At 65.2% G+C, this 23987-nt stretch carries 26 protein-coding genes; 18 read left to right on the top strand and 8 right to left on the bottom strand.

What is annotated here, in order from left to right; translation table 11 throughout:
• Positions 1–71: 71 nt before the first annotated feature.
• Together mgtE and KR49_RS08715 are read left to right on the top strand one after the other, a co-directional pair.
• Entirely contained in the window at positions 72–1532 is a 1461-nt protein-coding gene (gene mgtE, locus KR49_RS08710; protein ID WP_043694199.1) for a magnesium transporter, read from the top strand.
• Between the two features lie 52 nt (positions 1533–1584).
• Positions 1585–2583 (top strand): RpoD/SigA family RNA polymerase sigma factor, encoded by a 999-nt coding sequence (locus KR49_RS08715; protein ID WP_043694202.1) that lies wholly within the window; start codon positions 1585–1587, stop codon positions 2581–2583.
• Here the strand turns inward: KR49_RS08715 and KR49_RS08720 are convergent.
• A complete protein-coding gene (locus KR49_RS08720; protein ID WP_043694205.1) occupies positions 2568–3491 on the bottom strand; it encodes an alpha/beta fold hydrolase in 924 nt (307 codons plus the stop codon). The genes KR49_RS08715 and KR49_RS08720 overlap by 16 nt on opposite strands.
• A 108-nt stretch (positions 3492–3599) precedes the next feature.
• Between KR49_RS08720 and mutY the strand changes: the two genes are divergently transcribed.
• Positions 3600–4736, top strand: coding sequence for an A/G-specific adenine glycosylase (gene mutY, locus KR49_RS08725; RefSeq protein ID WP_052378324.1), 1137 nt, complete (start codon positions 3600–3602; stop codon positions 4734–4736).
• A complete protein-coding gene (locus tag KR49_RS08730; protein ID WP_043697200.1) occupies positions 4729–5682 on the top strand; it encodes a carbohydrate kinase in 954 nt (317 codons plus the stop codon). Before mutY ends, KR49_RS08730 begins: the two co-directional genes overlap by 8 nt.
• Here the strand turns inward: KR49_RS08730 and tsaE are convergent.
• Positions 5637–6161 (bottom strand): tRNA (adenosine(37)-N6)-threonylcarbamoyltransferase complex ATPase subunit type 1 TsaE, encoded by a 525-nt coding sequence (tsaE, locus tag KR49_RS08735; protein WP_371257625.1) that lies wholly within the window; start codon positions 6159–6161, stop codon positions 5637–5639. The genes KR49_RS08730 and tsaE overlap by 46 nt on opposite strands.
• Before the next feature lie 22 nt (positions 6162–6183).
• Between tsaE and ahcY the strand changes: the two genes are divergently transcribed.
• Positions 6184–7614, top strand: coding sequence for an adenosylhomocysteinase (gene ahcY, locus KR49_RS08740; RefSeq protein ID WP_043694211.1), 1431 nt, complete (start codon positions 6184–6186; stop codon positions 7612–7614).
• A gap of 63 nt (positions 7615–7677) precedes the next feature.
• Entirely contained in the window at positions 7678–8337 is a 660-nt protein-coding gene (locus tag KR49_RS08745; RefSeq protein WP_043694214.1) for a DedA family protein, read from the top strand.
• Positions 8338–8357: 20 nt separating this feature from the next.
• Here KR49_RS08745 and KR49_RS08750 read toward each other — a convergent pair whose 3' ends face one another.
• Positions 8358–8738 carry a single-stranded DNA-binding protein gene (locus tag KR49_RS08750; protein ID WP_043694217.1) on the bottom strand — a complete coding sequence of 127 codons (381 nt, stop codon included), beginning with the start codon at positions 8736–8738 and terminating at the stop codon, positions 8358–8360.
• A 139-nt stretch (positions 8739–8877) separates the two neighbouring features.
• On the opposite strand from KR49_RS08750, the gene KR49_RS08755 reads away from it, so the two are divergent.
• The 7 genes from KR49_RS08755 (at position 8878) to KR49_RS08785 (ending at position 15213) form a co-directional block, all read left to right on the top strand.
• Positions 8878–9930: a rod shape-determining protein gene (locus tag KR49_RS08755; protein ID WP_043697206.1), complete on the top strand. Its 1053-nt coding sequence runs from the start codon at positions 8878–8880 to the stop codon at positions 9928–9930.
• A 4-nt stretch (positions 9931–9934) separates the two neighbouring features.
• Complete coding sequence (mreC, locus tag KR49_RS08760; protein WP_043694220.1) at positions 9935–10681, top strand: rod shape-determining protein MreC; 747 nt, start codon at positions 9935–9937, stop codon at positions 10679–10681.
• A gap of 3 nt (positions 10682–10684) precedes the next feature.
• On the top strand, positions 10685–11194 hold the full coding sequence (locus tag KR49_RS08765; RefSeq protein WP_043694223.1) for a hypothetical protein: 510 nt from the start codon (positions 10685–10687) through the stop codon (positions 11192–11194).
• Entirely contained in the window at positions 11191–12486 is a 1296-nt protein-coding gene (locus KR49_RS08770; protein ID WP_043694225.1) for a sugar ABC transporter substrate-binding protein, read from the top strand. Before KR49_RS08765 ends, KR49_RS08770 begins: the two co-directional genes overlap by 4 nt.
• Before the next feature lie 104 nt (positions 12487–12590).
• Positions 12591–13358: a response regulator transcription factor RpaB gene (gene rpaB / locus KR49_RS08775; RefSeq protein ID WP_043694229.1), complete on the top strand. Its 768-nt coding sequence runs from the start codon at positions 12591–12593 to the stop codon at positions 13356–13358.
• 56 nt (positions 13359–13414) lie between these two features.
• Positions 13415–14926, top strand: a complete 1512-nt coding sequence (lysS, locus tag KR49_RS08780; RefSeq protein ID WP_043694236.1) for a lysine--tRNA ligase — start codon at positions 13415–13417, stop codon at positions 14924–14926.
• Between the two features lie 23 nt (positions 14927–14949).
• Entirely contained in the window at positions 14950–15213 is a 264-nt protein-coding gene (locus KR49_RS08785) for a hypothetical protein (protein ID WP_006851112.1), read from the top strand.
• 4 nt (positions 15214–15217) lie between these two features.
• Here the strand turns inward: KR49_RS08785 and KR49_RS08790 are convergent, their stop codons facing one another.
• Genes KR49_RS08790 through egtB form a run of 4 tightly spaced genes read right to left on the bottom strand, consistent with a single transcriptional unit; the run spans position 15218 to position 18070 of the window.
• Positions 15218–15700, bottom strand: coding sequence for a hercynine metabolism protein (locus tag KR49_RS08790; RefSeq protein ID WP_043694242.1), 483 nt, complete (start codon positions 15698–15700; stop codon positions 15218–15220).
• A complete protein-coding gene (locus KR49_RS08795) occupies positions 15697–15933 on the bottom strand; it encodes a hercynine metabolism small protein (protein ID WP_043694245.1) in 237 nt (78 codons plus the stop codon). The genes KR49_RS08790 and KR49_RS08795 overlap by 4 nt, the downstream gene beginning before the upstream one ends.
• A gap of 20 nt (positions 15934–15953) precedes the next feature.
• Positions 15954–16907, bottom strand: coding sequence for an L-histidine N(alpha)-methyltransferase (egtD, locus tag KR49_RS08800; RefSeq protein ID WP_043694248.1), 954 nt, complete (start codon positions 16905–16907; stop codon positions 15954–15956).
• Complete coding sequence (gene egtB / locus KR49_RS08805; RefSeq protein WP_043694251.1) at positions 16904–18070, bottom strand: ergothioneine biosynthesis protein EgtB; 1167 nt, start codon at positions 18068–18070, stop codon at positions 16904–16906. The genes egtD and egtB overlap by 4 nt, the downstream gene beginning before the upstream one ends.
• Before the next feature lie 36 nt (positions 18071–18106).
• Between egtB and KR49_RS08810 the strand changes: the two genes are divergently transcribed.
• Positions 18107–20242, top strand: coding sequence for a serine/threonine protein kinase (locus KR49_RS08810; RefSeq protein ID WP_084188011.1), 2136 nt, complete (start codon positions 18107–18109; stop codon positions 20240–20242).
• Here the strand turns inward: KR49_RS08810 and smpB are convergent.
• Entirely contained in the window at positions 20239–20739 is a 501-nt protein-coding gene (gene smpB, locus KR49_RS08815; protein ID WP_043694254.1) for an SsrA-binding protein SmpB, read from the bottom strand. The two genes, KR49_RS08810 and smpB, sit on opposite strands and share 4 nt — an antisense overlap.
• A 50-nt stretch (positions 20740–20789) precedes the next feature.
• Between smpB and ruvB the strand changes: the two genes are divergently transcribed.
• The 4 genes from ruvB to KR49_RS08835 are packed head-to-tail and all read left to right on the top strand — an operon-like array spanning position 20790 to position 23987.
• Positions 20790–21836 (top strand): Holliday junction branch migration DNA helicase RuvB, encoded by a 1047-nt coding sequence (ruvB, locus tag KR49_RS08820; RefSeq protein WP_043694257.1) that lies wholly within the window; start codon positions 20790–20792, stop codon positions 21834–21836.
• The gene (locus KR49_RS08825) at positions 21833–22606 is read left to right on the top strand and encodes a tetratricopeptide repeat protein (protein WP_043694260.1); all 774 of its coding nucleotides are present in this window, start codon (positions 21833–21835) and stop codon (positions 22604–22606) included. The genes ruvB and KR49_RS08825 overlap by 4 nt, the downstream gene beginning before the upstream one ends.
• Positions 22603–23772 (top strand): amidohydrolase, encoded by a 1170-nt coding sequence (locus KR49_RS08830; protein WP_043694263.1) that lies wholly within the window; start codon positions 22603–22605, stop codon positions 23770–23772. The genes KR49_RS08825 and KR49_RS08830 overlap by 4 nt, the downstream gene beginning before the upstream one ends.
• 8 nt (positions 23773–23780) lie before the next feature.
• A complete protein-coding gene (locus KR49_RS08835; RefSeq protein WP_043694265.1) occupies positions 23781–23987 on the top strand; it encodes a DUF3188 domain-containing protein in 207 nt (68 codons plus the stop codon).

Consider the following 23987-nt stretch of genomic DNA (forward strand, 5'->3'; position numbering starts at 1 on the left):
CTGAAAGCCCTGCTCGCCGCGACGTTACCCAATGGAACTGCCCATACACTTGGGGCCCTTGCCGGTCGTCCATGAGCGAGGTAGCTGCAGCGTCCGCCGGAGGCGTGACCGTGGAGCACCACCTCCTGGCGGAGGTGGTGACCCGTCAGCTTGAGGCCATGCTCAGCGTCGGCAACTACGACGCTGTGAAGCTGCTGCTGGAGCCGGTCCAGCCGGTGGATGTGGCGGAGGCGATCGGCAACCTGCCGCAGAACCTGCAGGCCATTGCCTTCCGTCTGCTCAGCAAGGACGAGGCGATCAGTGTCTACGAGTACCTGGATACAGCCACCCAGCAGAACCTGCTGAACCTGCTGCGCTCCGGTGAGATGCAGGAGGTGATGGAGGAGATGTCTCCGGATGACCGGGCGCGGTTGTTCGAGGAGCTGCCGGCGAAGGTGGTGCGTCAGCTGCTCGATCAGCTCAGTCCGGAGGAACGCAAGGTCACGGCCGAGCTGCTGGGCTATCAGGCGGAGACAGCCGGTCGTCTGATGACGACCGAATACATCGCTCTGAAGGAGAACCAGACAGCCCTCGAGGCGCTCGACATCGTCCGGCGCCGGGCCCGTGAGACCGAGACCATTTATTCGCTCTACATCACGGATACCGAGCGGCGTCTCACCGGCATCCTGTCGTTGCGGGATCTGGTCACCGCTGATCCCGATGACCAGATCCGGGATGTGATGACGGCAGACGTGCTCAGCGTGAGCACCGACACCGATCAGGAGATGGTGGCGCGCACGATCCAGCGGTACGACTTCCTTGCCGTGCCGGTGGTGGATCTCGAGCAGCGGCTCGTGGGCATCGTCACGGTGGATGACGTCATCGATGTGATCGAGCAGGAGGCCACCCGTGATCTGTACGCCGCCGGCGCCGTGCAGGCCGGCGATGAAGACGATTACTTCAGCAGCAATCTGTTCACCGTCGCCCGTCGTCGGGTGGTGTGGCTGGCGGTGCTGGTGGTGGCCAGTTTCTTCACGTCCGAAGTGATCGCTGCCAATGAGGACGTGCTGCAGAAGGTGGTGCTGCTCGCCGCCTTCATTCCCTTGCTGGGGGGCACCGGCGGCAACGTCGGTGCTCAGAGCTCCACCGTGGTGATCCGGGGCCTGAGCACCCAGAGCATCACGGCGCTGGGACCGATGAAGGCCGTGGTGCGGGAAGCGCTGGCCGGAGCTCTGCTGGGGGTCCTGATGATGATCCTGGTGGTGCCCTTTGCCTGGTGGCGTGGAGAAAGCGCCCTAGTGGGCCTGTCGGTGGGCATCAGCCTGCTGGCGATCACCACGCTGGCGGCCACCGCCGGCGCAGCCTTTCCGCTGCTGTTCGACCGCATGGGTCTGGATCCGGCCTTGATGTCGACGCCGTTCATCACCACCTGCACGGACGTGGCCGGCACGCTCATCTATCTCAAGACGGCGGAGTGGCTGCTGATGAACCTGCCGGAGCTGCTCCAGGCGACAGGTATTTCTACCCAAATCGCCTTGGCTTCTGCTTTCTGAAAGTTCGTTTACGTTTCTTAGGAGTACGCTTTACATAACTCAATGAAGCGCCATGACACCGGCTACCGCCGCTGCAACAAAGCCCGCTTCGGCGGCCCGCAGCGTCAGCGTTGACGTCGATCTGGTCCGTTCCTACCTGCGTGACATCGGTCGTGTTCCCCTCCTCACCCATGAGCAGGAGATCACCCTTGGACGACAGGTTCAGGAGCTGATGGATCTGGAGACTTTGGAACAGGAGATCGAGAGCCGCGACGGCGGCAGGCCCTCTCAGGACGCTCTCGCCAAAGCTTCCGGGATGTCCGCCATGCAGCTGAAGCGCAAGCTTCAGCACGGCCGGCGCGCCAAGGAGCGGATGGTGGCGGCCAACCTGCGATTGGTCGTGAGCGTCGCCAAGAAATACACCAAGCGGAACATGGAACTTCTGGATCTGATCCAGGAGGGAACCATCGGTCTGGTGCGCGGCGTCGAGAAGTTCGACCCGACCCGCGGATACAAGTTCTCCACGTATGCCTACTGGTGGATCCGTCAGGGCATCACCCGAGCGATCGCTGAGAAAAGCCGCACCATCCGGTTGCCGATCCACATCACCGAGATGCTCAACAAGCTCAAGAAAGGGCAGCGAGAGCTGAGTCAGGATCTCGGTCGCACGCCCACGGTCACCGAGCTGGCGGAGTTCGTCGAGCTGCCGGAAGACGACGTCAAGGATCTGATGTGCCGGGCCCGTCAGCCGGTGAGCCTCGAGATGAAGGTGGGCGATGGCGATGACACCGAGCTGCTGGAACTGCTGGCGGGTGATGGAGACCTCCCCAGTGATCAGGTGGAAGAGGACTGCCTCAAGGGAGATCTGCGCGATCTGCTGCGTCAGCTGCCCCATCTGCAGGAGCAGGTGCTCCGCATGCGTTACGGCATGGATGGCGAAGATCCGATGAGCCTCACGGGCATCGGTCGCATCCTCGGCATGAGCCGTGATCGGGTCCGCAATCTTGAGCGCGACGGACTGGCCGGTCTGCGTCGCATCAGTGACCAGGTGGAGGCCTACGTGGCCTGCTGAGGCCGGTTGGTTGTTTCCACAAGTCTGAGCAGCACCGGATTGACCTGATCCGGTGCTTCGTCATGGGGACAGTGGCCGGCGCCACCGATCACGCTGATGGATTGCACACAGGAGATCTGTTCAGCCCAGCGCTGAGCCTCCGGTAACGGTTCCCAGGGGTCCTGCTCGCCCCAGATCAGATCCACCGGCACCGCCAGGTGCTGCATCAGCTGTGGTGCGAGGTGGTCGTCGAACAGGTTGATGAAGCCTCGGAACGCTTCGGCGGCACCATTCCGGCGAGTGGGCTCAAACAGCAGCTCCACCAAGGCATCATCCACATGCTGACCACTGGGGTAAGCCTGTTTGAGCACGCTGCGAATCACCCCTGGTCTGGCCGCATTGCGGAACAGGGTGGTGCTCAGCCATCGCTGGCGCACCATGGTTTTCAGCATTGGCCGGATCCAGGCCATCCAGGCGGGCTGTGTCGCCAGCTGCTTGTCGTCCATCAAGCGCTGGGCGCAATCGATCAGCACCACGCCACAGCAGCGGTCGCCCAGCAGCTGTGCTGCACGCAGGGCCACCACCCCGCCGATCGAGTTGCCCATCAGCAGCACCGGCCGATCGATCACCGTCCGGCAGAAGTCCGCCACCTGCTGTCCCCAGAGATCAAATCCGTAGAGGACGGACCCTGGCTGCTCCGGTTCGTCCTTCAGTCGCGCCCGCGGTTGGTCGCTGCGACCGAAGCCGAGCAGGTCGATGGCGTAGGTCGGAGCCAGCGCAGCCAGGGCCGGTTGATTGAAACGCCAGTGCCCTGTGTTGGCGCCGAAACCGTGGATCAGCAGCACGGCCAGGGGTGCCTCGGGATTCCCCATCAGCGTCCATCCGATGTTGCGATCCCCCCAGCACCACAGACCTTCCTGCACCGTCATGCCTGGAATGACCTGGGAGGCGCTGGCAAAAGAAATGAGCGGACCACGCAGCGAAGACGACTTGTGCTGAACATTTAAAGGAACGCTGGCGACGATCGGTTGATGTCCATGACGCCAACACGCAGCAACGGATGTCGTTCAAACGAGGCTGAGCTCAGACCGTTGCTGCTGAATTGGTGGAGCGACCACGGTCGCCACGACATTCCCTGGAAACGAACCTCCAGCGGGGACCGACCTGCTCCTGATCAGCCCCTGGATCCCTATCCGATCTGGATCGCCGAGGTGATGTTGCAGCAGACCCCGCTGGCGGTGGTGCTCCCCTACTGGCATCGCTGGATGGCCATGTTTCCAACCGTGGAGGCTCTGGCGGCGGCATCGCTTGAGCAGGTGCGTCTGTTGTGGCAAGGCCTTGGCTATTACTCCCGGGCCCGCCGTCTGCATCAGGCGGCTCAGCAGATCTCAGGGCGTTCCTGGCCCGAGGATCTCGAGGAATGGATGGCGTTGCCGGGGATCGGACGCACCACCGCCGGAAGCATCCTGTCCAGTGCCTTCAATGCACCCGTGCCGATTCTGGACGGCAACGTGCGGCGCGTTCTGGCTCGCCTCAGGGCCCACGACCGACCTCCCGCCAGGGATCAGGCCCTCTTCTGGCAGTGGAGCCATGCGCTTCTCGATCCGCAGCGCCCGCGAGATTTCAATCAGGCCTTGATGGATCTCGGGGCAACCCTGTGCACCCCGCGTCAACCGCTTTGTGACGCGTGTCCCTGGCAACGGCACTGCGCTGCCTACGCTGCCGGCGAGCCCAGCCGCTGGCCTGTGAGTGAGGAACGCAAACCGGTTCCATTTCAGGTGATCGGCGTCGGCGTGGTGCTCAACGCCGACGGTGAAGTGTTGATCGACCAGCGGTTGGAGGAGGGGTTGCTGGGTGGTCTCTGGGAATTCCCCGGTGGCAAGCAGGAGCCTGGAGAGACGATCGAGGCCTGCATCACCCGGGAGCTCCAGGAGGAGCTGACGATCGAGGTGACGGTGGGTCAGGAACTGATCAGCGTTGATCACGCTTACAGCCACAAGCGGCTGCGCTTCGTGGTGCATGTCTGCCGCTGGTTGTCCGGAGAGCCGAAACCCCTGGCCAGTCAGCAGGTGCGTTGGGTGAAGCCCGGTGATCTCCGGACCTATCCCTTCCCCGCCGCCAACAGCCGCATCATCGATGCTCTGCTTGCGCATCCGGAGACGGCTGGTGGCTGATCCCCGGGTGCTCTGTCTAGGGGAAGCGCTGGTGGACCGGCTCGGTCCTCCCGGAGGGGACCCCGCGCTGGATCAGCCGGTGGACGATCGCCTCGGTGGGGCTCCTGCCAATGTCGCCTGCGCCCTGGCCCGGCTCGGCACGCCGGTGGCGTTCGTGGGTCGTCTGGGGAGAGATGCCATTGGCGATCAGTTCTTCCGACTGTTTCAACAGCGCGGCATCGAGAGCTCCGGCGTTCAGCTGGATCCGGAGCGGCCGTCGCGGATCGTGCTGGTGCGCCGCACCGTTGGAGGTGAGCGACAGTTTCAGGGATTTGCCGGTGACCGGGGCCAGGGGTTCGCTGATCAGGCGCTGCAAGCGCCAACACTCTCTGGATCCGCCCGCTGGCTCCTCGTGGGCACCATCCCCCTGGCGACACCGGCTGCCGCTGCTGCCTTGAGAGGCGCTGTCGATCAGGCGCGCGTCCGCGGCATGGCCATCGCTGTTGATGTGAACTGGCGACCCACCTTCTGGAATGCCGATGCTGATCCGTCCGCAGGGCCGCCGCCTTCCGCGCTGGCGGCCATCCGGCCGTTGCTCGAGCAGGCGGCCCTGATCAAGCTCGCTCGCGAGGAGGCGATCTGGTTCTTCGGTTCAGCGCAAGCGCAGGTGATCAGTGGATTGTTGCCCCAGGCCCCTGATGTGGTGGTGACCGATGGAGCCGAGCCGGTGACCTGGTGGATGGAGGGTGCCTCCGGTTCCCTTGCGGCGTTCCGTCCGTCGGACGTGGTGGACACCACCGGTGCTGGAGATGCCTTCACGGCGGGCCTGTTGCATTGCTGGGATCTTCCCCCTGCACACCGGGTGCGCTTCGCCGCCGGTTGCGGTGCTCTGGTCTGCAGCGGAGCCGGAGGGATCGATCCTCAACCCAGTGCGCCGGAGGTGGAGGCCTTCATCGCCGGGGCATGAGGTGGCGTGAGTCGGGCCTGCCGCCCCTCTCCCTGGTAGGCCAGATCCAGCTGCCAGGCCTCAGGGAGCACCAGCCTGAGTCGCTCCGGCCATTCCACGGCCATCAGGGCTCCCATGGCCCGGGCTTCCTCCTCCTCCTGCAGGAACAGCTCATCCGCTGATCCGGGGGTGTCCAGCCGGTAGAGATCCAGGTGCACGAGGGGCGGATTGCCGTCCGGGTAGTGCTGGGCCAGCGAGAAGGTCGGGCTGGTGATCGGTTCGTTGATGCCACAGGCCAGGGCCAGGCCCTGCACCAGAGAGGTCTTGCCTGCGCCCAGAGGACCCTCAAGGAGAAGAATGGCGCCCTTCGGCAGGCGTTGTGCCAGCCCCCGCCCGAGGGCTCGAGTGGTCTCAAGGGTCTCAAGTTCCCAGAGACACTGTGTAGAGTCCGCGCCTGGCGAGCCCGAAGCCTCGGCGTCTCCGCAGAGATTCACATTCAAATTCCCCAGGGAGCCTTACGTCATGGTGGCAGCGCCCACAACCGCGCCTGAGCTGAAGCTAGGCACCGACTGCGTCGTTGCAGATATCACCCAGGCCGCGTTCGGCCGCAAGGAGCTGGACATTGCCGAGACCGAGATGCCCGGTCTAATGGCGCTGCGTCAGAAATACGGCACTGAGAAGCCCCTGAAGGGGGCGCGCATCGCCGGTTCTCTGCACATGACGATCCAGACCGCCTGTCTGATCGAAACCCTTGTCGAACTGGGTGCCGAGGTGCGCTGGGCCTCCTGCAACATCTTCTCCACCCAGGACCATGCGGCTGCCGCCATTGCGGCACAGAACATCCCGGTGTTCGCGGTCAAGGGTGAAACCCTGGAGGAGTACTGGGATTACACCCATCGCATCCTCGAGTGGGGCGATGGTGGTTCCCCCAACATGATCCTGGATGACGGCGGCGATGCCACCGGTCTGGTGATGCTGGGCAGCAAGGCGGAGCAGGACATCACCGTTCTGGAGAACCCTGCCAATGAGGAGGAGACCTACCTCTTCGCTTCCATCAAGAAGAAGCTGGCTCAGGATCCCAGCTTCTACAGCCGCACCAAGGCGCAGATCCAGGGCGTGACCGAGGAAACCACCACCGGTGTGGCCCGTCTTTACAAGATGCAGAAGAGCGGGGAGCTGCCCTTCCCTGCCATCAACGTCAACGACTCGGTCACCAAGAGCAAGTTCGACAATCTCTACGGCTGCCGCGAGTCGCTCGTCGACAGCATCAAGCGCGCCACCGATGTGATGGTGGCCGGCAAACAGGCGCTGGTGATGGGTTACGGCGATGTGGGCAAGGGCTCAGCCCAGTCCCTGCGCGGTCTCGGTGCCACCGTCTGCATCGCCGAAGTGGATCCCATCTGCGCCCTGCAGGCGGCCATGGAGGGTTACCGCGTGGTGCGTCTCGAGGACGTGGTCGAGGAGATGGACATCTTCGTGACCGCCACCGGCAACTACCAGGTGATCCGCAACGAGCACCTGCTGAAGATGAAGGACGAGGCGATCGTCTGCAACATCGGCCATTTCGACAATGAGATCGATGTCGCCTCCCTCAAGTCCTACGAGTGGGACAACATCAAGCCGCAGGTGGATCACATCACCCTGCCCAGCGGCAATCGGATCATCCTGCTGGCGGAAGGCCGTCTGGTGAACCTGGGCTGCGCCACCGGCCACCCCAGTTTCGTGATGAGCAATTCGTTCACCAACCAGGTGCTGGCTCAGATCGAGCTGTTCACCAAAGGGAGCGAATACGGCAAGGAGGTCTATGTGCTGCCCAAGCACCTCGATGAGATGGTGGCCCGTCTGCACCTCGACCGCATCGGCGCCAAGCTCACCGAGCTGAGCAAGGACCAGGCCGATTACATCAATGTGCCCGTGGAAGGTCCGTTCAAGCCCGACCACTACCGCTACTGATCGACCGCAGGGTCCTCAACCCCTCTGCCCCATGGAAGACTTGCGCGATCCCGCGCAGGCTCCATGGGGCTTTCTGATGTCATCACCCGCTTGCCGGAGCTGATCGGACAGGCTGTGGAAGCCAATCAGTGGCTGGGCTACACCGCGATCTTCGCGGCGATGTTTCTGGAGAATCTCTTTCCCCCGATCCCATCAGAGCTGATCATGCCGTTGGGTGGGTTCTATGTGCAGCAGGGCCAGCTGCAGCTGATCCCCGTGGTGATCGCCGGCCTGCTGGGAACAGTGCTGGGGGCGCTGCCCTGGTACGGCATCGGTCGACTGATCAATGAAGAGCGGATCGAGCAGTGGCTGGCCCGCCATGGTCGCTGGATCGGCATCAGCCCGGAGGAGCTGGCCCGCTCCCGTCGCTGGTTCACGCGTTACGGCACCGCGTTGGTGTTCTGGGGCCGTCTAGTGCCAGGGATCCGCACCCTGATCTCGGTTCCCGCCGGAATCGAGATGATGCCGATGGCCCCGTTTCTGATCTGGACCACCGCCGGCAGCCTGATCTGGACCCTGCTGCTCACCGTCGCCGGCATGGTGCTCGGTGAGGGGTACAGCAATGTTGAGGTCTGGATCGATCCCGTCTCCAAGCTGGTGAAGCTGTTGCTGGTGATCGCCGTGCTGGCCGGTGGGATCTGGCTGGGGTTGCGCGTCTGGCGCCGCAGGAAGTCCGGAGACTGACCGCAGCGCCGGGGTGCGGATCAGAAGGGAATCTCTTCATCCGAGGCCTGGCTGCCGCCGAAGTTGCCGGCAGCCTCCTGGTTGTCCCGCTTGGAGCCGAGCAGCTCCAGTCGGTCCACGCGGACCACGGGCTTGCTGCGCTCCTCACCGCTGTTGCGGTCCGTCCAGCGGTCGAGCTTGAAGCTGCCGATGATGCCCAGCTGGGAGCCTCTCTTCACATAATCCGCGGCGACCTGGGCCTGTTTGCCCCAGATCTCGAGGTTGAACCAGTCCGGTTCGTCGTCGCGGCTGCGGCGGTTCACGGCAAGGGTGAGGTTGGCCACCATGCTTCCGGATTCGAAGTAACGCACTTCGGGGTCGCGGCCGGCTCGACCGACGAGGGTGACGGAATTGACGCCCATAAAAAAGGTCTCCTAAGTCTTGAGAACAATGATGCGCCACGGTTCAGGTGGCTGCTTTCAAGGAGTTCCACCGTGGCCGGCGTCCGTCACAGGCTGACTCGCAGAACGCCCTTAAGATTCGGCGACTTGATCCGTGGACGTGCTTTTCCGACGTTTTCAGCTGTCCCGTGACATCGGCATCGACCTGGGCACGGCCAACACGCTGATCTACGTTTCCGGCCGCGGCATCGTTCTCCAGGAACCTTCCGTCGTCGCGCTCGATCTCGAGCGTGGAGCCACCCTGGCCGTTGGCGATGAGGCCAAGCTGATGCTGGGCCGCACCCCCGGCAACATCCGAGCCGTGCGTCCGCTGCGGGATGGCGTCATCGCGGATTTCGATGCGGCTGAGCAGATGCTCAAGACCTTCATCACCAAGGGCAATGAAGGGCGCGGCATCATGGCGCCGCGGCTTGTGGTGGGGATTCCCAGCGGCGTCACCGGGGTTGAGCGGCGCGCCGTGCGTGAGGCCGGCATGGCCGGCGCCCGGGAGGTGCATCTGATCGATGAACCGGTGGCCGCCGCCATCGGTGCCGGACTTCCCGTCACCGAACCGGTCGGCACGATGATCGTGGACATCGGGGGTGGCACCACCGAGGTGGCCGTTCTCAGCCTGGGCGGGACGGTGCTGAGTGAATCCGTCCGCGTCGCCGGAGATGAGATCAGTGATGCGATCGGCGTTTACCTGAAGAAGGTGCACAACATGGTGGTGGGTGAGCGCACCGCCGAGGACATCAAGATCCGCATCGGCTCCGCCTTCCCCGATGACGCCTTCGACCAGGAATCCATGGATGTGCGCGGACTGCACCTGCTGTCCGGTCTTCCCCGCACCATCAACCTCAAGGCGGGTGATCTGCGTGAGGCGATCGCTGAGCCCCTGAACGTGATCGTCGAGGCCGTGAAGCGGACTCTCGAGCGCACGCCACCGGAACTGGCCGCTGACATCGTCGATCGCGGCATCATGCTGGCCGGGGGCGGAGCACTCGTGCGTGGCATCAGTGACCTGATCAGCCACGAAACCGGGATCTTCGTGCATGTGGCGGAGGATCCGCTGCTCTGTGTGGTCAACGGTTGCGGTCAGGTCCTCGAGGACTGGAAGCGTCTGCAACGGGTGGTCGACACACCGGAATTCGTCCGATCCGCGGCTGGCGCCTGATCCGATGGGGGCGTCCCTCTGGCCCGGTAACGGCCGTTGGCGTGCCCTCGGGCGGGTCGCCCCATGGCTTGCTCTGCTGCTTGGACTGCTGATGGTGCGGCTGAGCAAGGGAGCGGGTTTCGCCGATGCCTATGCCCTGCTCAGTCGACCGTTCTGGCCAGGTCCGGCTCAGCGCGAATGGGTGTCATCCGCCGCTTCTCTGGAGGATCAGGCCCGTCTGTCCCTGCTGGAGCAGGACAATCAGCGCTTGCGTGATCTTCTGGAGCTGCAGAGGAACAGCGGGGCCGACAGCACCGTGGCGGCTGCCGTGATCTCCCGCCAGCCACGCGGCTGGTGGCAGCAGCTGGAGCTGGGCAAGGGATCCCTGAACGGCATCAGCGTTGCGGATGCCGTTCTCGGGCCGGGCGGACTGGTGGGACGGGTTCAGAGTGTGACCCCCACCACAGCCCGCGTTCGTCTGCTGACAGCTCCAGGCAGTGAGGTGGGGGTCTGGCTGCCCCGCTCCAGACGGCATGGGCTGTTGGTGGGGCTTGGCACCCACCGTCCCCAGCTGCGCTTCATCGACAAGGATCTCGACGTGCGGGCCGGCGATCTGGTGAGCACCTCTCCCGCCAGCACGCTGTTGCCTCCGAATGTTCCCGTCGGCGTGATCCAATCCGTGGATGAGCGAGCGGTTCCCGCTCCCAGGGCGGTGGTTCAGCTGATTGCGGCGCCGGAGGCGATCGACTGGGTTCAGGTGCGGATCGACTGAGCGATGGCCCGTCTGCATCGTCAACCGGGTTGCGTCGTCACGGCTCTGCTGGTGCCGGTGCTGAGCCTTGCCAGCCCGCCCTGGCTCGGACTCGATGGGGTGCCTCCGGCCTGGGCCGTGCTCTGGCTGTTGCCCTGGGCGCTGGTGGATGGACCGGTGTCGGGCGCCGTGGCGGGGATCGCTCTCGGCCTTGTGCTGGATGGCCTCAGCCTGGGAGGAGTGAGTCAGATTCCCGCGCTGCTGCTGCTGGGCTGGTGGTGGGGACGACTGGGTCGACGCCCCCCCACGATTCAGCGCACGCTCAATCTCGGATTGCTGGCCTGGATCGGATCGGTGACGGTGGGGCTGAGTCAGTTATTGCAGCTGTTGATCCAGGAGGGCTGGAGCTTTGATCCCTGGATGCGCAGCTGGGGCTTGCAGACCCTGCTCTGTCAGACCCTTGTCACGGCGCTGCTGGCACCGATGCTGGTTTCGATGCAGTTGTTGCTGTGGCGCAAAAGAGGCACGTCATGAACGGGCCGGTGACGCGACGGGAGCTGTTGCTCGGAGCCGCTGCCCTTGGCCTGGCCGCCTGCGGTCGGGGCGGCTCGCGAGCCGATGAGCTCAATCTCTGGACTCTCCAGCTGGCTCCCAAGTTCAACCCCTACTTCGCTGATCTGCTGACGGTCTGGCGACAGCGGCGACCGCAGCTCCCCGTGCGCTGGACCGACCTGCCCTGGGGGTCTGTGGAGCGCAAGTTGCTGGCGGCGGTCTACGCACGCACTGCCCCGGATGTGGTGAATCTCAACCCACCGTTCGCGGCCAATCTGGCCAGCAAGGGAGGCTTGAGCGATCTCACGCCGCTGCTGCCCTCCGGTGCAGCGGAGCGTTATCTGCCGTCGGTCTGGCGGGCCTGCCGGGATCCGGAGGCCGGTCAGATCGCCATCCCCTGGTATCTCACCGTCAGGCTCAGCCTGGTGAACCGCCGCCTGCTGGAGGAGGCCGGGCTGGAGTCTCCCCCCAGGCGCTGGGATGCGGTGCCCGAGTTCGCCCGCCGAATCCGGGAACGGACCGGTCGTTATGGATTGTTCGTCACCGTGGTGCCTGATGACTCCGCCGAGATGCTGGAGTCGCTGGTGCAGATGGGCGTGGTCTTGCTCGATGGGCAGAGGCGAGCTGCGTTCAACAGCCCGGCCGGTCGGCGCGCCTTCCGCTTCTGGACGGATCTCTACCGGCAGGGTCTGCTGCCGCGAGAGGTGGTCAGTCAGGGCCAGCGACGGGCGATCGAGCTTTTCCAGAGCGGTGATCTGGCTCTCGCCGCCACCGGGGCGGAATTTCTGCGCAGCATTCAGACCAACGCCCCCGGCGTGGCGGCCGTGACCGAACCCCATCCGCCCCTCACCGGAGAGGACGGCACAGCCAATGTCGCCTTGATGACGCTGGCTGTTCCGCGCCAGAGCCGGCATCCCGCCGAGGCCGTGGCCCTGGCCCTGTTTCTGACCGATGCTGCCAATCAGGCCCGTTTCGCCAGGGAGGCCAGGGTCCTGCCCTCATCCCAGGAGGCTCTTGAGCAGGTGCGCACGGCCCTCGACCAGGAGCAGCCCGATACAGCGGAGCAGGCGCAGATTCGAACCGCCCGTCTTCTCTCCGCCCGGATCCTTGATCAGGCCAGGGTTCTGGTGCCCGCTCTGCCCGGCATCAAACGGCTGCAGAAGATCGTCTACACCCAGCTGCAACGCGCGATGCTCGGCCAGATCGAGAGCGATGTGGCGCTGGCCATGGCGGCTGATGAGTGGGACCGGTACTCGCGGTCACGTTGGCCATGACGTCAATTCTTAAGGCAATCCGTAAACCTTTCCTGTAACAGCTTGTTTGCGTCGGTTTCAACACCCTTGCCGGTAGGGTTGCAAGTCGTTAACAGATGTAGCCAATGGCGGGCGGAGAGCCCTCGCAACCGAAGGCCACACTGCTTGTGGTCGACGACGAGGCAGCCGTCCGTCGCGTGCTGGTGATGCGTCTTCAGCTCGCCGGGTACCGCGTCGTCTGTGCTGAAGATGGAGAACAGGCGTTAGAGCTGTTTCACCGTGAAGCACCGGATCTGGTGGTGCTTGATGTGATGCTCCCCAAGCTGGATGGCTTTGCTGTCTGTCGACGTCTGCGCGCTGAATCGTGCGTTCCGATCATTTTTCTTTCCGCTGTTGAGGCGATTTCGGAACGCGTTGCCGGCCTCGATCTGGGCGCTGACGATTACCTCCCGAAACCCTTCAGTCCGAAGGAGCTGGAGGCACGGATCGCCACCATTCTGCGACGGGTCGGTCGTGGTGCTGCCGTCGTTGAGACCCGCGAACTGCCGACCGGCCAGGGCATTCTGCGGGTCGGAGAGCTGGTGGTCGATACCAACCGTCGTCAGGTGACGCAGGGCGGTGAGCGTGTGAATCTCACCTACACGGAATTCAGCCTGCTCGAGTTGCTGTTCCGGGAGCCGGGCAGGATTGTGCCCAGGGCTGAAATCCTTGAGCAGCTGTGGGGCTACCCGCCGAGGCGATCAGCGGATCTTCGGGTGGTGGACGTGTATGTGGCGCGACTGCGGGGCAAACTCGAACCAGATCCCCGCAATCCTGAGCTGATCCTCACGGTTCGAGGAATCGGTTACGCCTCCCAGCGCCTCGGAGATCAGGGAGCCGTCGCCAGCGCCTGAGGCGGGACATCCAGCGACGCGGGCGGGCAGGATGGCGCCCGTCTGCCCCTGCCGTCGTGTCTGATCTGCGTGACACCCGCCTGGAGAAGGCGCAAGCCCTTCAGGAGCTCGATCAGGGACCCTATGCCCTGACCTTCGAACCCAGCCATCGGATGGCGGCTCTTCAGCAGGAGCACGCCGATCTGCCCAAGGGTGAGGAGCGGGATGTGACCGTGTCCGTTGCAGGACGGGTGATGACCCGCCGTGTGATGGGAAAGCTCGCCTTCTTCACCCTCGCCGATGAGACCGGAACCATTCAGCTGTTTCTCGAGAAGGCCTGCCTTGAGGCCCAGCAGGAGGGTTGGTTCAAGCAGATCACCTCGCTGGTGGATGCCGGCGACTGGCTGGGGGTGACCGGCATCCTGCGCCGCACCGATCGCGGGGAACTGTCGGTGAAGGTGAGCGACTGGCGCATGCTCAGCAAGGCGCTGCAACCGCTGCCCGACAAGTGGCATGGCCTGGCGGATGTGGAAAAGCGCTATCGCCAGCGCTATCTGGATCTCGTGGTGTCCCCCCAGTCCCGGGAGACGTTCCGACGCCGTGCGCTGACGGTGAGTGGCATTCGCCGCTGGCTGGACGAGCGTCAGTTCCTCGAGATCGAGACGCCGGTGCTGCAGTCGGAGGCCGGGGGAGCGGATGCCCGCCCGTTCATCACCCATCACAACGCTCTGGATCTGCCGCTGTTCCTCCGGATTGCCACCGAGCTGCACCTGAAACGGCTGGTGGTGGGTGGGTTCGAGCGGGTGTACGAGCTGGGCCGCATCTTCCGGAACGAAGGGGTGAGCACCCGTCACAACCCCGAGTTCACGTCCGTGGAGGTGTATCAGGCGTACGCCGACTACATCACCATGATGGATCTCACCGAGTCGATGCTCGCCTCGGTCACCGAGCAGGTGTGTGGAGGCACCCGCCTCACGTATCAGGGCACGGACGTGGATCTGACGCCACCCTGGCGGCGCGCCACCATGCATGAGCTGGTGCAGGACGCCACCGGTCTGGACTTCACCGCCTTCAGCAGCCGTGATCAGGCCGCTGCCGCCATGGCCGAGGCGGGGCTAGAGGTGCCGGAGAAGGCAGACAGCATCGGCCGTCTGCTGAACGAGGCCTTCGAACAACGGGTGGAGACAACGCTGATCCAGCCCACGTTCGTGACCGACTACCCGATCGAGATCTCCCCGCTGGCCCGCAAGCACCGCAGCAAACCCGGCCTTGTGGAGCGCTTTGAGCTGTTCATCGTCGGGCGCGAGACCGCCAACGCCTTCAGCGAGTTGATCGATCCCGTCGATCAGCGTCAGCGGCTGGAAGCCCAGCAGGCCCGCAAGGCGGCCGGTGATCTGGAGGCGCAGGGGCTGGATGAGGATTTCGTCCAGGCTCTGGAGGTGGGAATGCCTCCCACAGGGGGCCTGGGCATCGGCATCGATCGGCTGGTGATGCTGCTCACCGACAGCCCGTCGATCCGTGATGTGATCGCCTTCCCGCTGCTCAGGCCCGAAGCGAAGGGGGATGGCCCCACCACAGTGGATAATTAGGACAGTGGCATTGTCCAGATCCCATGAGTGGTGAGCGCGTAGGGTTTCGCTTCAAACACGCCGATGCGGTAGTCAAGCGCAACCCCCAGGGCCGTTCCCGCCGGGGTTGGGTGATGGAGCCGGTGGAGCAGACCACCAGCCGTGGCACGAAGATGCCGGCCTATCGGATCCGCTGGCGCGACAGTGAGCGCCCTGAGATCGTTCTGCAGCACATGCTGATCGCCGATCCTGATCCCACCCCTCCCCCCGAGGGCGTCAGTCTTGAACCTCCGGCACCGAAGGCCTGAGCTGTCAGTCGCTGAAGCCTGCGTCCCGGCGCATGCGCTGCAGCTCCTGTTCCGCTTCGAACAGAGCCCAGTCGCGGTCCAGATCCTTCCGGTTCGCTGACTCAGGCTGACGACTCAACGCGTTGAGCTGACCGTCCACTTCCTCGAAGCGGCGTCCGAGATTCTCGAGGTCACTCCAGAGGGTGCGTCCCTGGGTCATCAGCTCATCCATGTGCCGACGGGCCCGATCCGCCAGATCCGTCGCCCCGGCCTGGTCAGCCCGCTGAATCCGCTCCCGCCAGTCCCTCACCTGGTCGGCGAGTGCCAGCAGCTGCCGGCGCTGTTCCCTAGCGTCCTGCTGCATTTGCAGTCGCTGCCGCTTCAGGGCTGAGGCCCGATCCTGCTGGTGCTGGTCCTGAAACAGCTGGTCCTGGACCGGGTTGTTGCGGAGAAACTCCGACAGACGTTTGTCGAGCTCACGTTCCAGCTGCTCCAACCAGGTGCTCATGGCTGGTCGGCGGGAGTGGTGATCAGGGGCTTCTCGATCTCCTTGAGCAACGGTTCGATGGCTCGCGTCTTGGAGTTCAGGATCATCTGCGTGAGCTGAGCCGCCTTCACTTCGCCGACATCGCCTTCCAGTTGCCCGAGGCGATCGAAGGCTCTCATGTAGAGCGCTTCGAGTTCGCTGATCAGCTGCTCGCGCTGGGACCGGATCGCTTCACGCCGTTCGTCCTGCTTCATAACGCTGCCGAGGTCACGGATCAGTCTGCCGGTTCCAGCCAGTGCAGCGACAGCGTGTCGTTCGGGTCATGCCAGCGCTGCCGGATCCGCCAGCCCGCTCTGGAGGCCAGTTCAGCGGCGGCCTCGGGGCTGTATTTCACGCTGTGTTCCGTGATCAAGGCTTCACCCTCGGCGAATGCCCAGCTCTGCTGCGCGAGCTGCACGGTCTGCTCGCAGCGGCTCACCAGTGCCATCTCGATGCGCTGATGCTGCGGCTGCCATCGGGCCCTGTAGTGAAACTGCTCGGGTCGGACGTTTCCGTTCAGCTCCCGGTTGAGCCGATGCAGCAGATTCCGGGCGAAGGCGGCTGAGATGCCGGCAGCATCGTTGTAGGCGGCTTCGAGCAGGCTGGGATCGCGGGGTTGGTCCAGCCCGAGCAGCAACGGGCCACCGGCCAGCAGTCGCCGGAAGCGTTCCAGAACGGAGACGGCATCCTGCGGTTGGAAATTCCCCAGCGAGCTGCCTGGGAAAAAACCGATGCGTCGCTCTCCCTGCAAGCGGGGATGGTGCGGCAGGGCGTCCAGAGTGCTGTGATCGCAGCAGATTCCAAGCATCGGGGTGTCCCGATGCCCCTCCGCCAATGCGCTGAGGGAGTCCTCCAGAGCCGTCCGGCTGATGTCCAGGGCGATGAAGGCAGGGGGGCGCAGCGCCGTCAGCAATGGATCCACCTTGCGGGCGTTGCCGATCCCGAATTCCATCACCACGCCCTCACCCACGGCTGAGGCGATCTCTGGCGCCCGTTGTTCGAGCAGGGTGATCTCCGTGCGGGTGAGGGTGTATTCCGGCTGTTCGCAGATCTCGGCGAACAGCCGTGATCCCTCGGCGTCGTAGAGCAGCCAGGCCGGCAGCTGTTTCGGCTGCTGGGCCAGGCCTGCCTCTACCAGCCGATGCAGGTCGGCCGGCGCAGGATGCAGATCGATCAGCTCGACACTCATCGGGCCAGGCGCACTCCCGACGCCATCCAGCGGCTGGCGGGAGGGAAGAAATTTCTGTAGGTGTCGCGGGCATGGCCGTGGGGCGTCAGCCAGCAGCTGCCCCGCAGCACGAACTGGGAACTCATGAATTTGCCGTTGTATTCCCCGATGGCGCCGTCCGGTGGTGTGAAGCCCGGGTAAGGGCGGTAAGGGCTTGCCGTCCACTGCCAGAGAGTGTCGTGAGCAGCGGCGATTCGCTCGCCGTGCTGCGTCACGGCCACTTCCCATTCCGCTTCAACCGGCAGACGGGCCCCGCTCCAACGGGCGAATGCATCGGCTTCAAACCAGCTCAGATGGCGGACCGGTGCAGCGGGATCAAGCGGTTGGCGTCCGGCCAGGGTGAATTCGTCCTGCCATTCGGCCGCTTCCCCGCTGCCGCGCCAGTAACGCGGGGCCTGCCAGTTCAGTCGCTGCCGCAGCCCCCAGCCCTCACTCATCCACAGCTCCGGTCTCTCATACCCGCCGTCGGCGATAAACGCCCGGTAGTCGGCGTTGCTCACCAGCTGCGTCGCCAGCTCGAACGGTTCCAGCCACACCCGGTGTCGTGGCCCCTCGTTGTCGAAATGAAAGCCTGTGCCGCTGTGACCGATCTCCATCAGTCCCCCATCGCAGGTCAGCCAACCCGCGTCGCTCACCCGGAGGGTCAGATCCGCGTCCGCTGCGTAGGTCGGTTCCAGCGGCTGACGGCTGAATCCGTCCAGCAGGTCCATCAGCAGCAGCTCCTGATGCTGCTGTTCGTGATGCAGCCCCAGTTCAGCCACCGGATGCAGCTCCAGGCAGGAGCGGTCGAGCAGTTGTTCCAGTCCGAGATCGATCCGGCGGCGCCAGGCCAGCACCTCCCTGATGGTGGGTCTGCTCAGCAGCCCCCGTTGCGGCCGGGGATGCCGTTCCCCGACAGCCTCGTAATAGGAATTGAACTGATAGCTCCAGCGTGGATCGCAGGCGGTGTGGCCCGGCAGATGCGGCTGCAGCAGGAAGGTGTCGAAAAACCAGGTGGTGTGGGCCAGATGCCATTTCGGAGGGCTGGCGTCCTCCATGCCCTGAAGAACCAGATCCTCCGGTTCCAGCGGTGAGATCAGGGCTTCGCTTCGACGCCGCACCTCCAGAAGGGTCTCGAGCAGCACGAGATAGGGATGCGCTGGCCCGGACCCTAAGAGGCAATGTCAACGGCCGAACCGTCGGTACGATCAGCCAGCCCACTGAAGCAGCGTCGGCTTGTGAGCGAATCCAGCGCCTTGGGTGCCGGTACCGTCCTGGCGCAGCGTTACCGCCTGGAAGACCCCCTGAGCGAGGGCGATCCCATCCAGGGTCGGCTGTGGCGTGCGCTGGACACCCTGGCCGGAGACACCCCCCTGGTGATCCGCCAGGTTCAGAGTTCCGAATCCCGCCAGCGGTTTCAGCAGATCTGGCCGCGGCTGCAGTCTCTGCTGCATCCCCAGCTGCCGCGCTGCGGTGAACTGCTGGAGTCCCACGGCAGCCTCTGGACGGTGCGGGACTGGCAGGAGGGCGAGGCCTACAGCCTGATCCTGAGCCAGCGCAGCGAGCGTCAGATGGTGTTCGGTGCAGGGGAGGTCCTGCTGCTGCTGCGTCAGACCCTGCCACTGCTGGCGGTGATCAACGGTCGCGGGCTGGTGCATGGGGATGTCAATCCCCGCAACCTGCTGCGACGTCACAGTGACGGTCTGCCGGTGCTGCTGGATTTCGGTCTGGTCCAGATCCGAGGAGAGGCTCCGCTGGCCGGTGCAACGCCGGGCTATGCCCCCCGTGCCCAGGGTCGTTCGGAACCCTGCGCGCCCTGGATGGATCTGCATGGCCTCGGGGTCACCGCGCTGGTGCTGCTTAGCGGCCGCACCCCTGAGAGCCTGATCGCCTCGGATGGAGGAGGTTGGTCATGGCCGGATCAGCTCGAGCTGGAGCCTGAATTTCGGGCCGTGCTTGAGCGCTTGCTGCTCGAAGACCCGGACAGGCGCTTTGCCGAAGCTGCCCAGGTTCTGGCCGCGCTCGAGCCGTTGCCGATGCCGGACAGCACCGGCCCCATCGCCCGAGCCGATCGGACCGTGGTGCTCGCTCCCCGGGCCGCGGGCCGTCCGGCTCCGGATCTGCCCTCGCTCAGGAGCCCGGCTGACCCTGTTCCCGCCGCGGATCCCACATCCATGCGCCGCAGTCGAGCCGAAGCACGGGAGCAGGGAGCCGAGGGAGGCCTCTGGCCAGTGGTGCTGGCCCTCGCTCTCTCCGCTCTCGCCGGCACAGCCATCGGCTGGTACGTGTTGACGCGGGGAGCCTCCCGGGACACGGCTCCCTCCACCAGTCGCGATGTGGTGGGCCGTTCCCAGGGCATGAGTCTGCCGCCGGCGGAGGTGGATGAACGGCAGAAGCTGCTCAGTCGTCTGCGGGCCTTGCAGGTTGACCGAACCTGGTTTCTCAAGCTGGTGGACAGCAGCCTGCTGGCTCGATTCCCGGAACGGGGCGGACGGCTGCCGTCCGATTCCCTGGAGGACGCCCCGCTGCGCCGCGTCTGGAATGATCTGGCGGAGGAGTGGCTCGCCCGCATCGAGCAGCTCCCGCCAGGGATGCGCTCCAGGCTTGGCCAGCTGAAGGAGACGGACTGGCGCAAGCAGCGGCAGGACCTGGTCAGTCAGGGTGTGAACGGCACGGTGGTGGAGCAGCTGGTCAGTGCCGGAGCCCGTGACCTGCTGCCCGGCGATATCCAGGGCCGCAGGCCTGAAGAGCCTTATCGCCAGCTCTGGTATGCCGCCGCGATTCAGAGCCTTTCGGAGGTGACGATCGAGAACGTCACGGCCAAACCAGGCACGGCCACCAATCTTTCGCTGCGGGTGCCGTCGGGCGGCGCCCGACTGATCTCCGTGACTGTTCCAGCTGGCCATGATCTGGTGCTGGGCATCAACGGCACGCCGCTGATGCAGATGACCATCTTTGGAGCGCAGGGTCAGGTGGAGAAGCAGCGCGGCCCCCTGAGGGTGGTCACCCTGCCGGCGGCGGCCGGCTCACCCGTGCAGGTGCTGGTCACCAACGAAGGGGTGTCTGCGGGTCTGCTGACGCTCTCCTGCCGGGCCGATCGCGCCGAACGGCCCCCTCTTCCGGCCATTGATCCCAATCCGTTCCCGGATCCCGCCACAGGAGCGCCCAGCACGCCAGCGACCCCGAACCCCCAGCCGCAGCCTGGCCGTCCACCCTCCGTGCAGTCCGACGATCGCCCAACCCCGGAGGCACCCTCCTCTGCTCCCAGGCCCCCTGGCGCTCCCATGCAGGAGAGCGACTTCAACCCGATGGATTAGAGCCGGGCGATCGCAGCCCGGACCTCCTTCTTGCTCTGCTTCTCTTTCTCGGCGGCGCGCTTGTCGTGCAGCTTGCGGCCCTTCCCGAGACCGATGGTGAGCTTGATCCAGGAGCCCTTCAGATGGATGTTGAGGGGCACCAGGGTCAGTCCTTTTTGATCGAGCTGGCCGCGCAGTTTGTCGATCTCGCGCCGGTGGGCCAGCAGCCGTCTGGTGCGCAATGGGTCGTGGTTGAAATAACTGCCCGCATGGCTGTGGGGCGAGATGTGCACGTTGTGCAGCTGCAGCTCTCCGTTGCGGATCAGGCAGAAGCCGTCCCGCAGATTGGCTTTGCCGGCACGGATCGATTTCACTTCCGTTCCGACCAGTTCGATGCCGGTCTCCAGGGTTTCCAGAATGTCGTATTGATGACGCGCCTGACGGTTGTCCGCCAGAAGTCGGTTGGCCGCTGCCCGTGCCGCTGCCGCCGCGGCTTTCTTGGTCCCGCCTTTCGCCATACCTGCGCCTCCTTCTCCCGACCCTATCCAGAGCTGGGTACCCTGCCTGCATGGCGATCGTCTCCTCCAATGCCGGCGGGCGGGCACCGCGTCGCGAGGCCATGCTCGATGCCAAGCCGCTGCCGGAGGAGGCTGCGGCAAAACCCGACGACGGTCTGCGGCCTCGCCGCCTGAACGATTACATCGGCCAGCCTGAGCTCAAGCAGGTGCTGGGGATTGCTGTGCAGGCGGCCATGGGCCGCGGCGAAGCCCTGGATCATGTTCTGCTGTACGGCCCGCCAGGCCTCGGCAAGACCACCATGGCGCTGGTGCTGGCGGAGGAACTCGGGGTCAGCTGCCGGATCACCAGTGCTCCCGCACTGGAACGCCCCCGCGACATCGTCGGGCTGCTGGTGAATCTGCAGCCGCGGGAGCTCCTGTTCATCGATGAGATCCACCGGCTGACCCGTGTGGCGGAGGAGCTGCTCTATCCGGCGATGGAAGACCGTCGTCTGGATCTCACGGTCGGCAAGGGAAGCACGGCACGCACCCGCTCCCTTGATCTGCCTCCGTTCACCCTGGTGGGGGCCACCACCCGTGCCGGATCGCTCAGTTCACCGCTGCGGGACCGCTTCGGCCTGATTCAGCGCCTGGAGTTTTATGGCCAGGAGGATCTCGAAGCGATCGTGGCGCGCACGGCCGGTCTGCTGGGGGTGAACCTCACCCCACAGGCCTGTGCTCGCATCGCCGGCAGCTGTCGCGGTACCCCGCGCATCGCCAACCGCCTGCTGCGCCGGGTCCGCGATGTGGCCACGGTTCAGGGTGCCGGCGAAGCCGTGGATGAGCCGCTGGTCCGTCAGGCTCTCAGCCTGCACCGGGTGGATGACCGCGGACTGGATGCCAGCGACCGCCGGCTTCTCTCCCTGCTGCTGGATCATCACGACGGCGGGCCCGTCGGTCTGGAGACGCTCGCGGCGGCTCTCGGCGAGGATCCCGCGACGCTGGAGGCCGTGATCGAGCCCTACCTCCTGCAGCAGGGTCTGCTGCTGCGCACCCCCCGTGGTCGCATGGTCACCGATGCCGCTCGTCGGCACCTGGGATCTGTGGAGGCTGCATGAAGGCGGTGCTGACGCTGGCGGTGCTGAGCCTGCTGCTGTTCGGTGCGTTCCCGGCCGTGGCTCTCGAGGGGGAGCTGCTCTACGGGCAGGCTCTGAGCGCAAGCCGTGAGGGGGATTTCGTGCGGGCGCTGCCGCTTTGGAACAGCGTTCTTGAGGTTCTGCCGGAGGATCCCGCCGCCCTCAGCAACCGCGGCAATGTGCGCCTGGCCCTCGGTGATGCCACCGGTGCCATCGACGATCAGAGTCGTGCCATCGCCCTGGCCCCTGAGGAAGCCGATCCCCATCTGAATCGGGGCACCGCGGAGGAAGCCCTGCAGGACTGGTCTGCGGCGGCGGCGGATTACCTCTGGATTCTGGATCGCGATCCCATGGAGGCCTCCGCCCTTTACAACCTGGGCAATGTGCGTGGCTCCGAAGGGGACTGGGCTGAAGCACGTTCGCTTTACGGGCGTGCGTCAGAGGCCAGACCGGGATTCGCGATGGCCCGTTCCAGTGAGGCACTGGCGGCCTGGCAGGAGGGTGACCAGGTCTGGGCCGAGGCGGAGCTGCGCAAATTGATCCGGCGCTATCCGCTGTTCGCCGATGCCCGTGCTGCCCTCAGTGCTCTGCTGTGGCAGCGCGGAGCGTCTGGTGAAGCGGAGAGCCACTGGGCCGCTGCCTCCGGTCTTGACAACCGCTACCGGGATGGCGAATGGCTGCTGCAGATCCGGCGCTGGCCCCCTGTTCCCACAGCGGATCTGATGGCTTTCCTGGCGCTTGACAGCCGATGACCGTGCTCGATCTGCTGCCCGAGGCGCTTCCCGAGTTGATCGAGCTGCGGCGTCATCTGCATGCCCATCCGGAACTGAGCGGTGAAGAGCACCAGACCGCTGCTCTGGTGGCTGGTGAACTGAGGCGCATCGGCTGGCGTGTGCGTGAAGGGGTCGGCCGCACGGGTGTGCTCGCGGAACTCGGTCCGGACCATGGCCCCACCGTTGGTCTGCGCGTTGACATGGATGCTCTGCCGGTGGAGGAACGCACCGGGCTGCCCCATGCCTCCCGGCATCAGGGGGTGATGCATGCCTGCGGGCACGATCTGCACACCTGCATCGGTCTTGGGGTGGCCCGTCTGCTGGCGGCCGACGACGGGCTGGCCACCCGGGTTCGTTTGCTGTTTCAGCCTGCCGAAGAACTCGCCCAGGGGGCGGTCTGGATGCGCGATGCCGGAGCGGTGGAGGGGCTGGATGCTCTGTTCGGTGTGCATGTCGTGCCCAACCTGCCGGCCGGATCGGTCGGCATCCGCAGCGGTTGCCTGACGGCGGCTGCCGGGGAGCTGGAGATCACGGTGCACGGGGAGGGGGGCCATGGCGCCCGTCCCCATGAGGCGGTGGATGCGATCTGGATCGCGGCCAGGGTGGTGACGGAGCTGCAGCAGACGATCGCTCGCCGATTGGATGCACTGCAGCCGGTGGTAGTCAGTTTTGGACGGATTGAGGGCGGCCGGGCGTTCAATGTGATCACGGATCGCGTGCGGCTGCTGGGAACCGTCCGTTGTCTGGATCTGGCACTGCATGAGCGGTTGCCGGGCTGGATCGAAGAGACGGTTCAGGGCATCTGCCGAGCCGCCGGGGGAGATGCGGATGTGCGGTACCGGTGCATTGCGCCTCCGGTGCACAACGATCCGGAACTCACCGCTCTGATGGAGCGCTGCGCCGTGGAACGGCTGGGATGCTCAAGGGTTGTGGCCGTGGAGCAACCCTCCCTGGGGGCCGAGGATTTCGCCGAACTGCTGCGGGATGTGCCGGGCACCATGCTTCGGCTCGGGGTGGCCGGACCGCAGGGTTGTGCACCCCTGCATCACTGTCGCTTTGATCCGGACGAGGCCTCTCTGCCGGTTGGCATCGAGGTGCTGACGGCAACGTTGCAGGCCTGGATGCTGGAGCGTCAGACGCCGTGAGGAAACTGATGCCTGTGCTGATGTCCTTCGGGGCGCCGCTGCTGATCGCTGTGGCGGTGGTGGCGATGCAGCAGCGGCAGGGGACCGATCGATCCCACGCCCTGCCGGCGCTGCTGGTGGGTTCCTGGCTGATCGTCAGCAGTGCCGCCGGTCGCCGTCGTCGGCGCGCCAGGCTGCTGTCAGCTCTGCGCACCAGCCGGGCTGAAACCGACTGA

It is taken from the genome of Synechococcus sp. KORDI-49 (assembly GCF_000737575.1).
In the GTDB taxonomy this organism is placed as follows: domain Bacteria; phylum Cyanobacteriota; class Cyanobacteriia; order PCC-6307; family Cyanobiaceae; genus Parasynechococcus.

Coding starts and splice junctions, on each gene's coding strand:
- mgtE (WP_043694199.1), top strand. CDS start 72: ATGAGCGAGGTAGCTGCAGCGTCCGCCGGAGGCGTGACCGTGGAGCAC.
- KR49_RS08715 (WP_043694202.1), top strand. CDS start 1,585: ATGACACCGGCTACCGCCGCTGCAACAAAGCCCGCTTCGGCGGCCCGC.
- KR49_RS08720 (WP_043694205.1), bottom strand. CDS start 3,491: ATGACGGTGCAGGAAGGTCTGTGGTGCTGGGGGGATCGCAACATCGGA.
- mutY (WP_052378324.1), top strand. CDS start 3,600: ATGACGCCAACACGCAGCAACGGATGTCGTTCAAACGAGGCTGAGCTC.
- ahcY (WP_043694211.1), top strand. CDS start 6,184: ATGGTGGCAGCGCCCACAACCGCGCCTGAGCTGAAGCTAGGCACCGAC.
- KR49_RS08745 (WP_043694214.1), top strand. CDS start 7,678: ATGGGGCTTTCTGATGTCATCACCCGCTTGCCGGAGCTGATCGGACAG.
- KR49_RS08750 (WP_043694217.1), bottom strand. CDS start 8,738: ATGGGCGTCAATTCCGTCACCCTCGTCGGTCGAGCCGGCCGCGACCCC.
- mreC (WP_043694220.1), top strand. CDS start 9,935: ATGGGGGCGTCCCTCTGGCCCGGTAACGGCCGTTGGCGTGCCCTCGGG.
- KR49_RS08765 (WP_043694223.1), top strand. CDS start 10,685: ATGGCCCGTCTGCATCGTCAACCGGGTTGCGTCGTCACGGCTCTGCTG.
- KR49_RS08770 (WP_043694225.1), top strand. CDS start 11,191: ATGAACGGGCCGGTGACGCGACGGGAGCTGTTGCTCGGAGCCGCTGCC.
- rpaB (WP_043694229.1), top strand. CDS start 12,591: ATGGCGGGCGGAGAGCCCTCGCAACCGAAGGCCACACTGCTTGTGGTC.
- KR49_RS08785 (WP_006851112.1), top strand. CDS start 14,950: ATGAGTGGTGAGCGCGTAGGGTTTCGCTTCAAACACGCCGATGCGGTA.
- KR49_RS08790 (WP_043694242.1), bottom strand. CDS start 15,700: ATGAGCACCTGGTTGGAGCAGCTGGAACGTGAGCTCGACAAACGTCTG.
- KR49_RS08795 (WP_043694245.1), bottom strand. CDS start 15,933: ATGAAGCAGGACGAACGGCGTGAAGCGATCCGGTCCCAGCGCGAGCAG.
- egtD (WP_043694248.1), bottom strand. CDS start 16,907: ATGAGTGTCGAGCTGATCGATCTGCATCCTGCGCCGGCCGACCTGCAT.
- KR49_RS08810 (WP_084188011.1), top strand. CDS start 18,107: ATGTCAACGGCCGAACCGTCGGTACGATCAGCCAGCCCACTGAAGCAG.
- smpB (WP_043694254.1), bottom strand. CDS start 20,739: ATGGCGAAAGGCGGGACCAAGAAAGCCGCGGCGGCAGCGGCACGGGCA.
- ruvB (WP_043694257.1), top strand. CDS start 20,790: ATGGCGATCGTCTCCTCCAATGCCGGCGGGCGGGCACCGCGTCGCGAG.
- KR49_RS08825 (WP_043694260.1), top strand. CDS start 21,833: ATGAAGGCGGTGCTGACGCTGGCGGTGCTGAGCCTGCTGCTGTTCGGT.
- KR49_RS08830 (WP_043694263.1), top strand. CDS start 22,603: ATGACCGTGCTCGATCTGCTGCCCGAGGCGCTTCCCGAGTTGATCGAG.
- KR49_RS08835 (WP_043694265.1), top strand. CDS start 23,781: ATGCCTGTGCTGATGTCCTTCGGGGCGCCGCTGCTGATCGCTGTGGCG.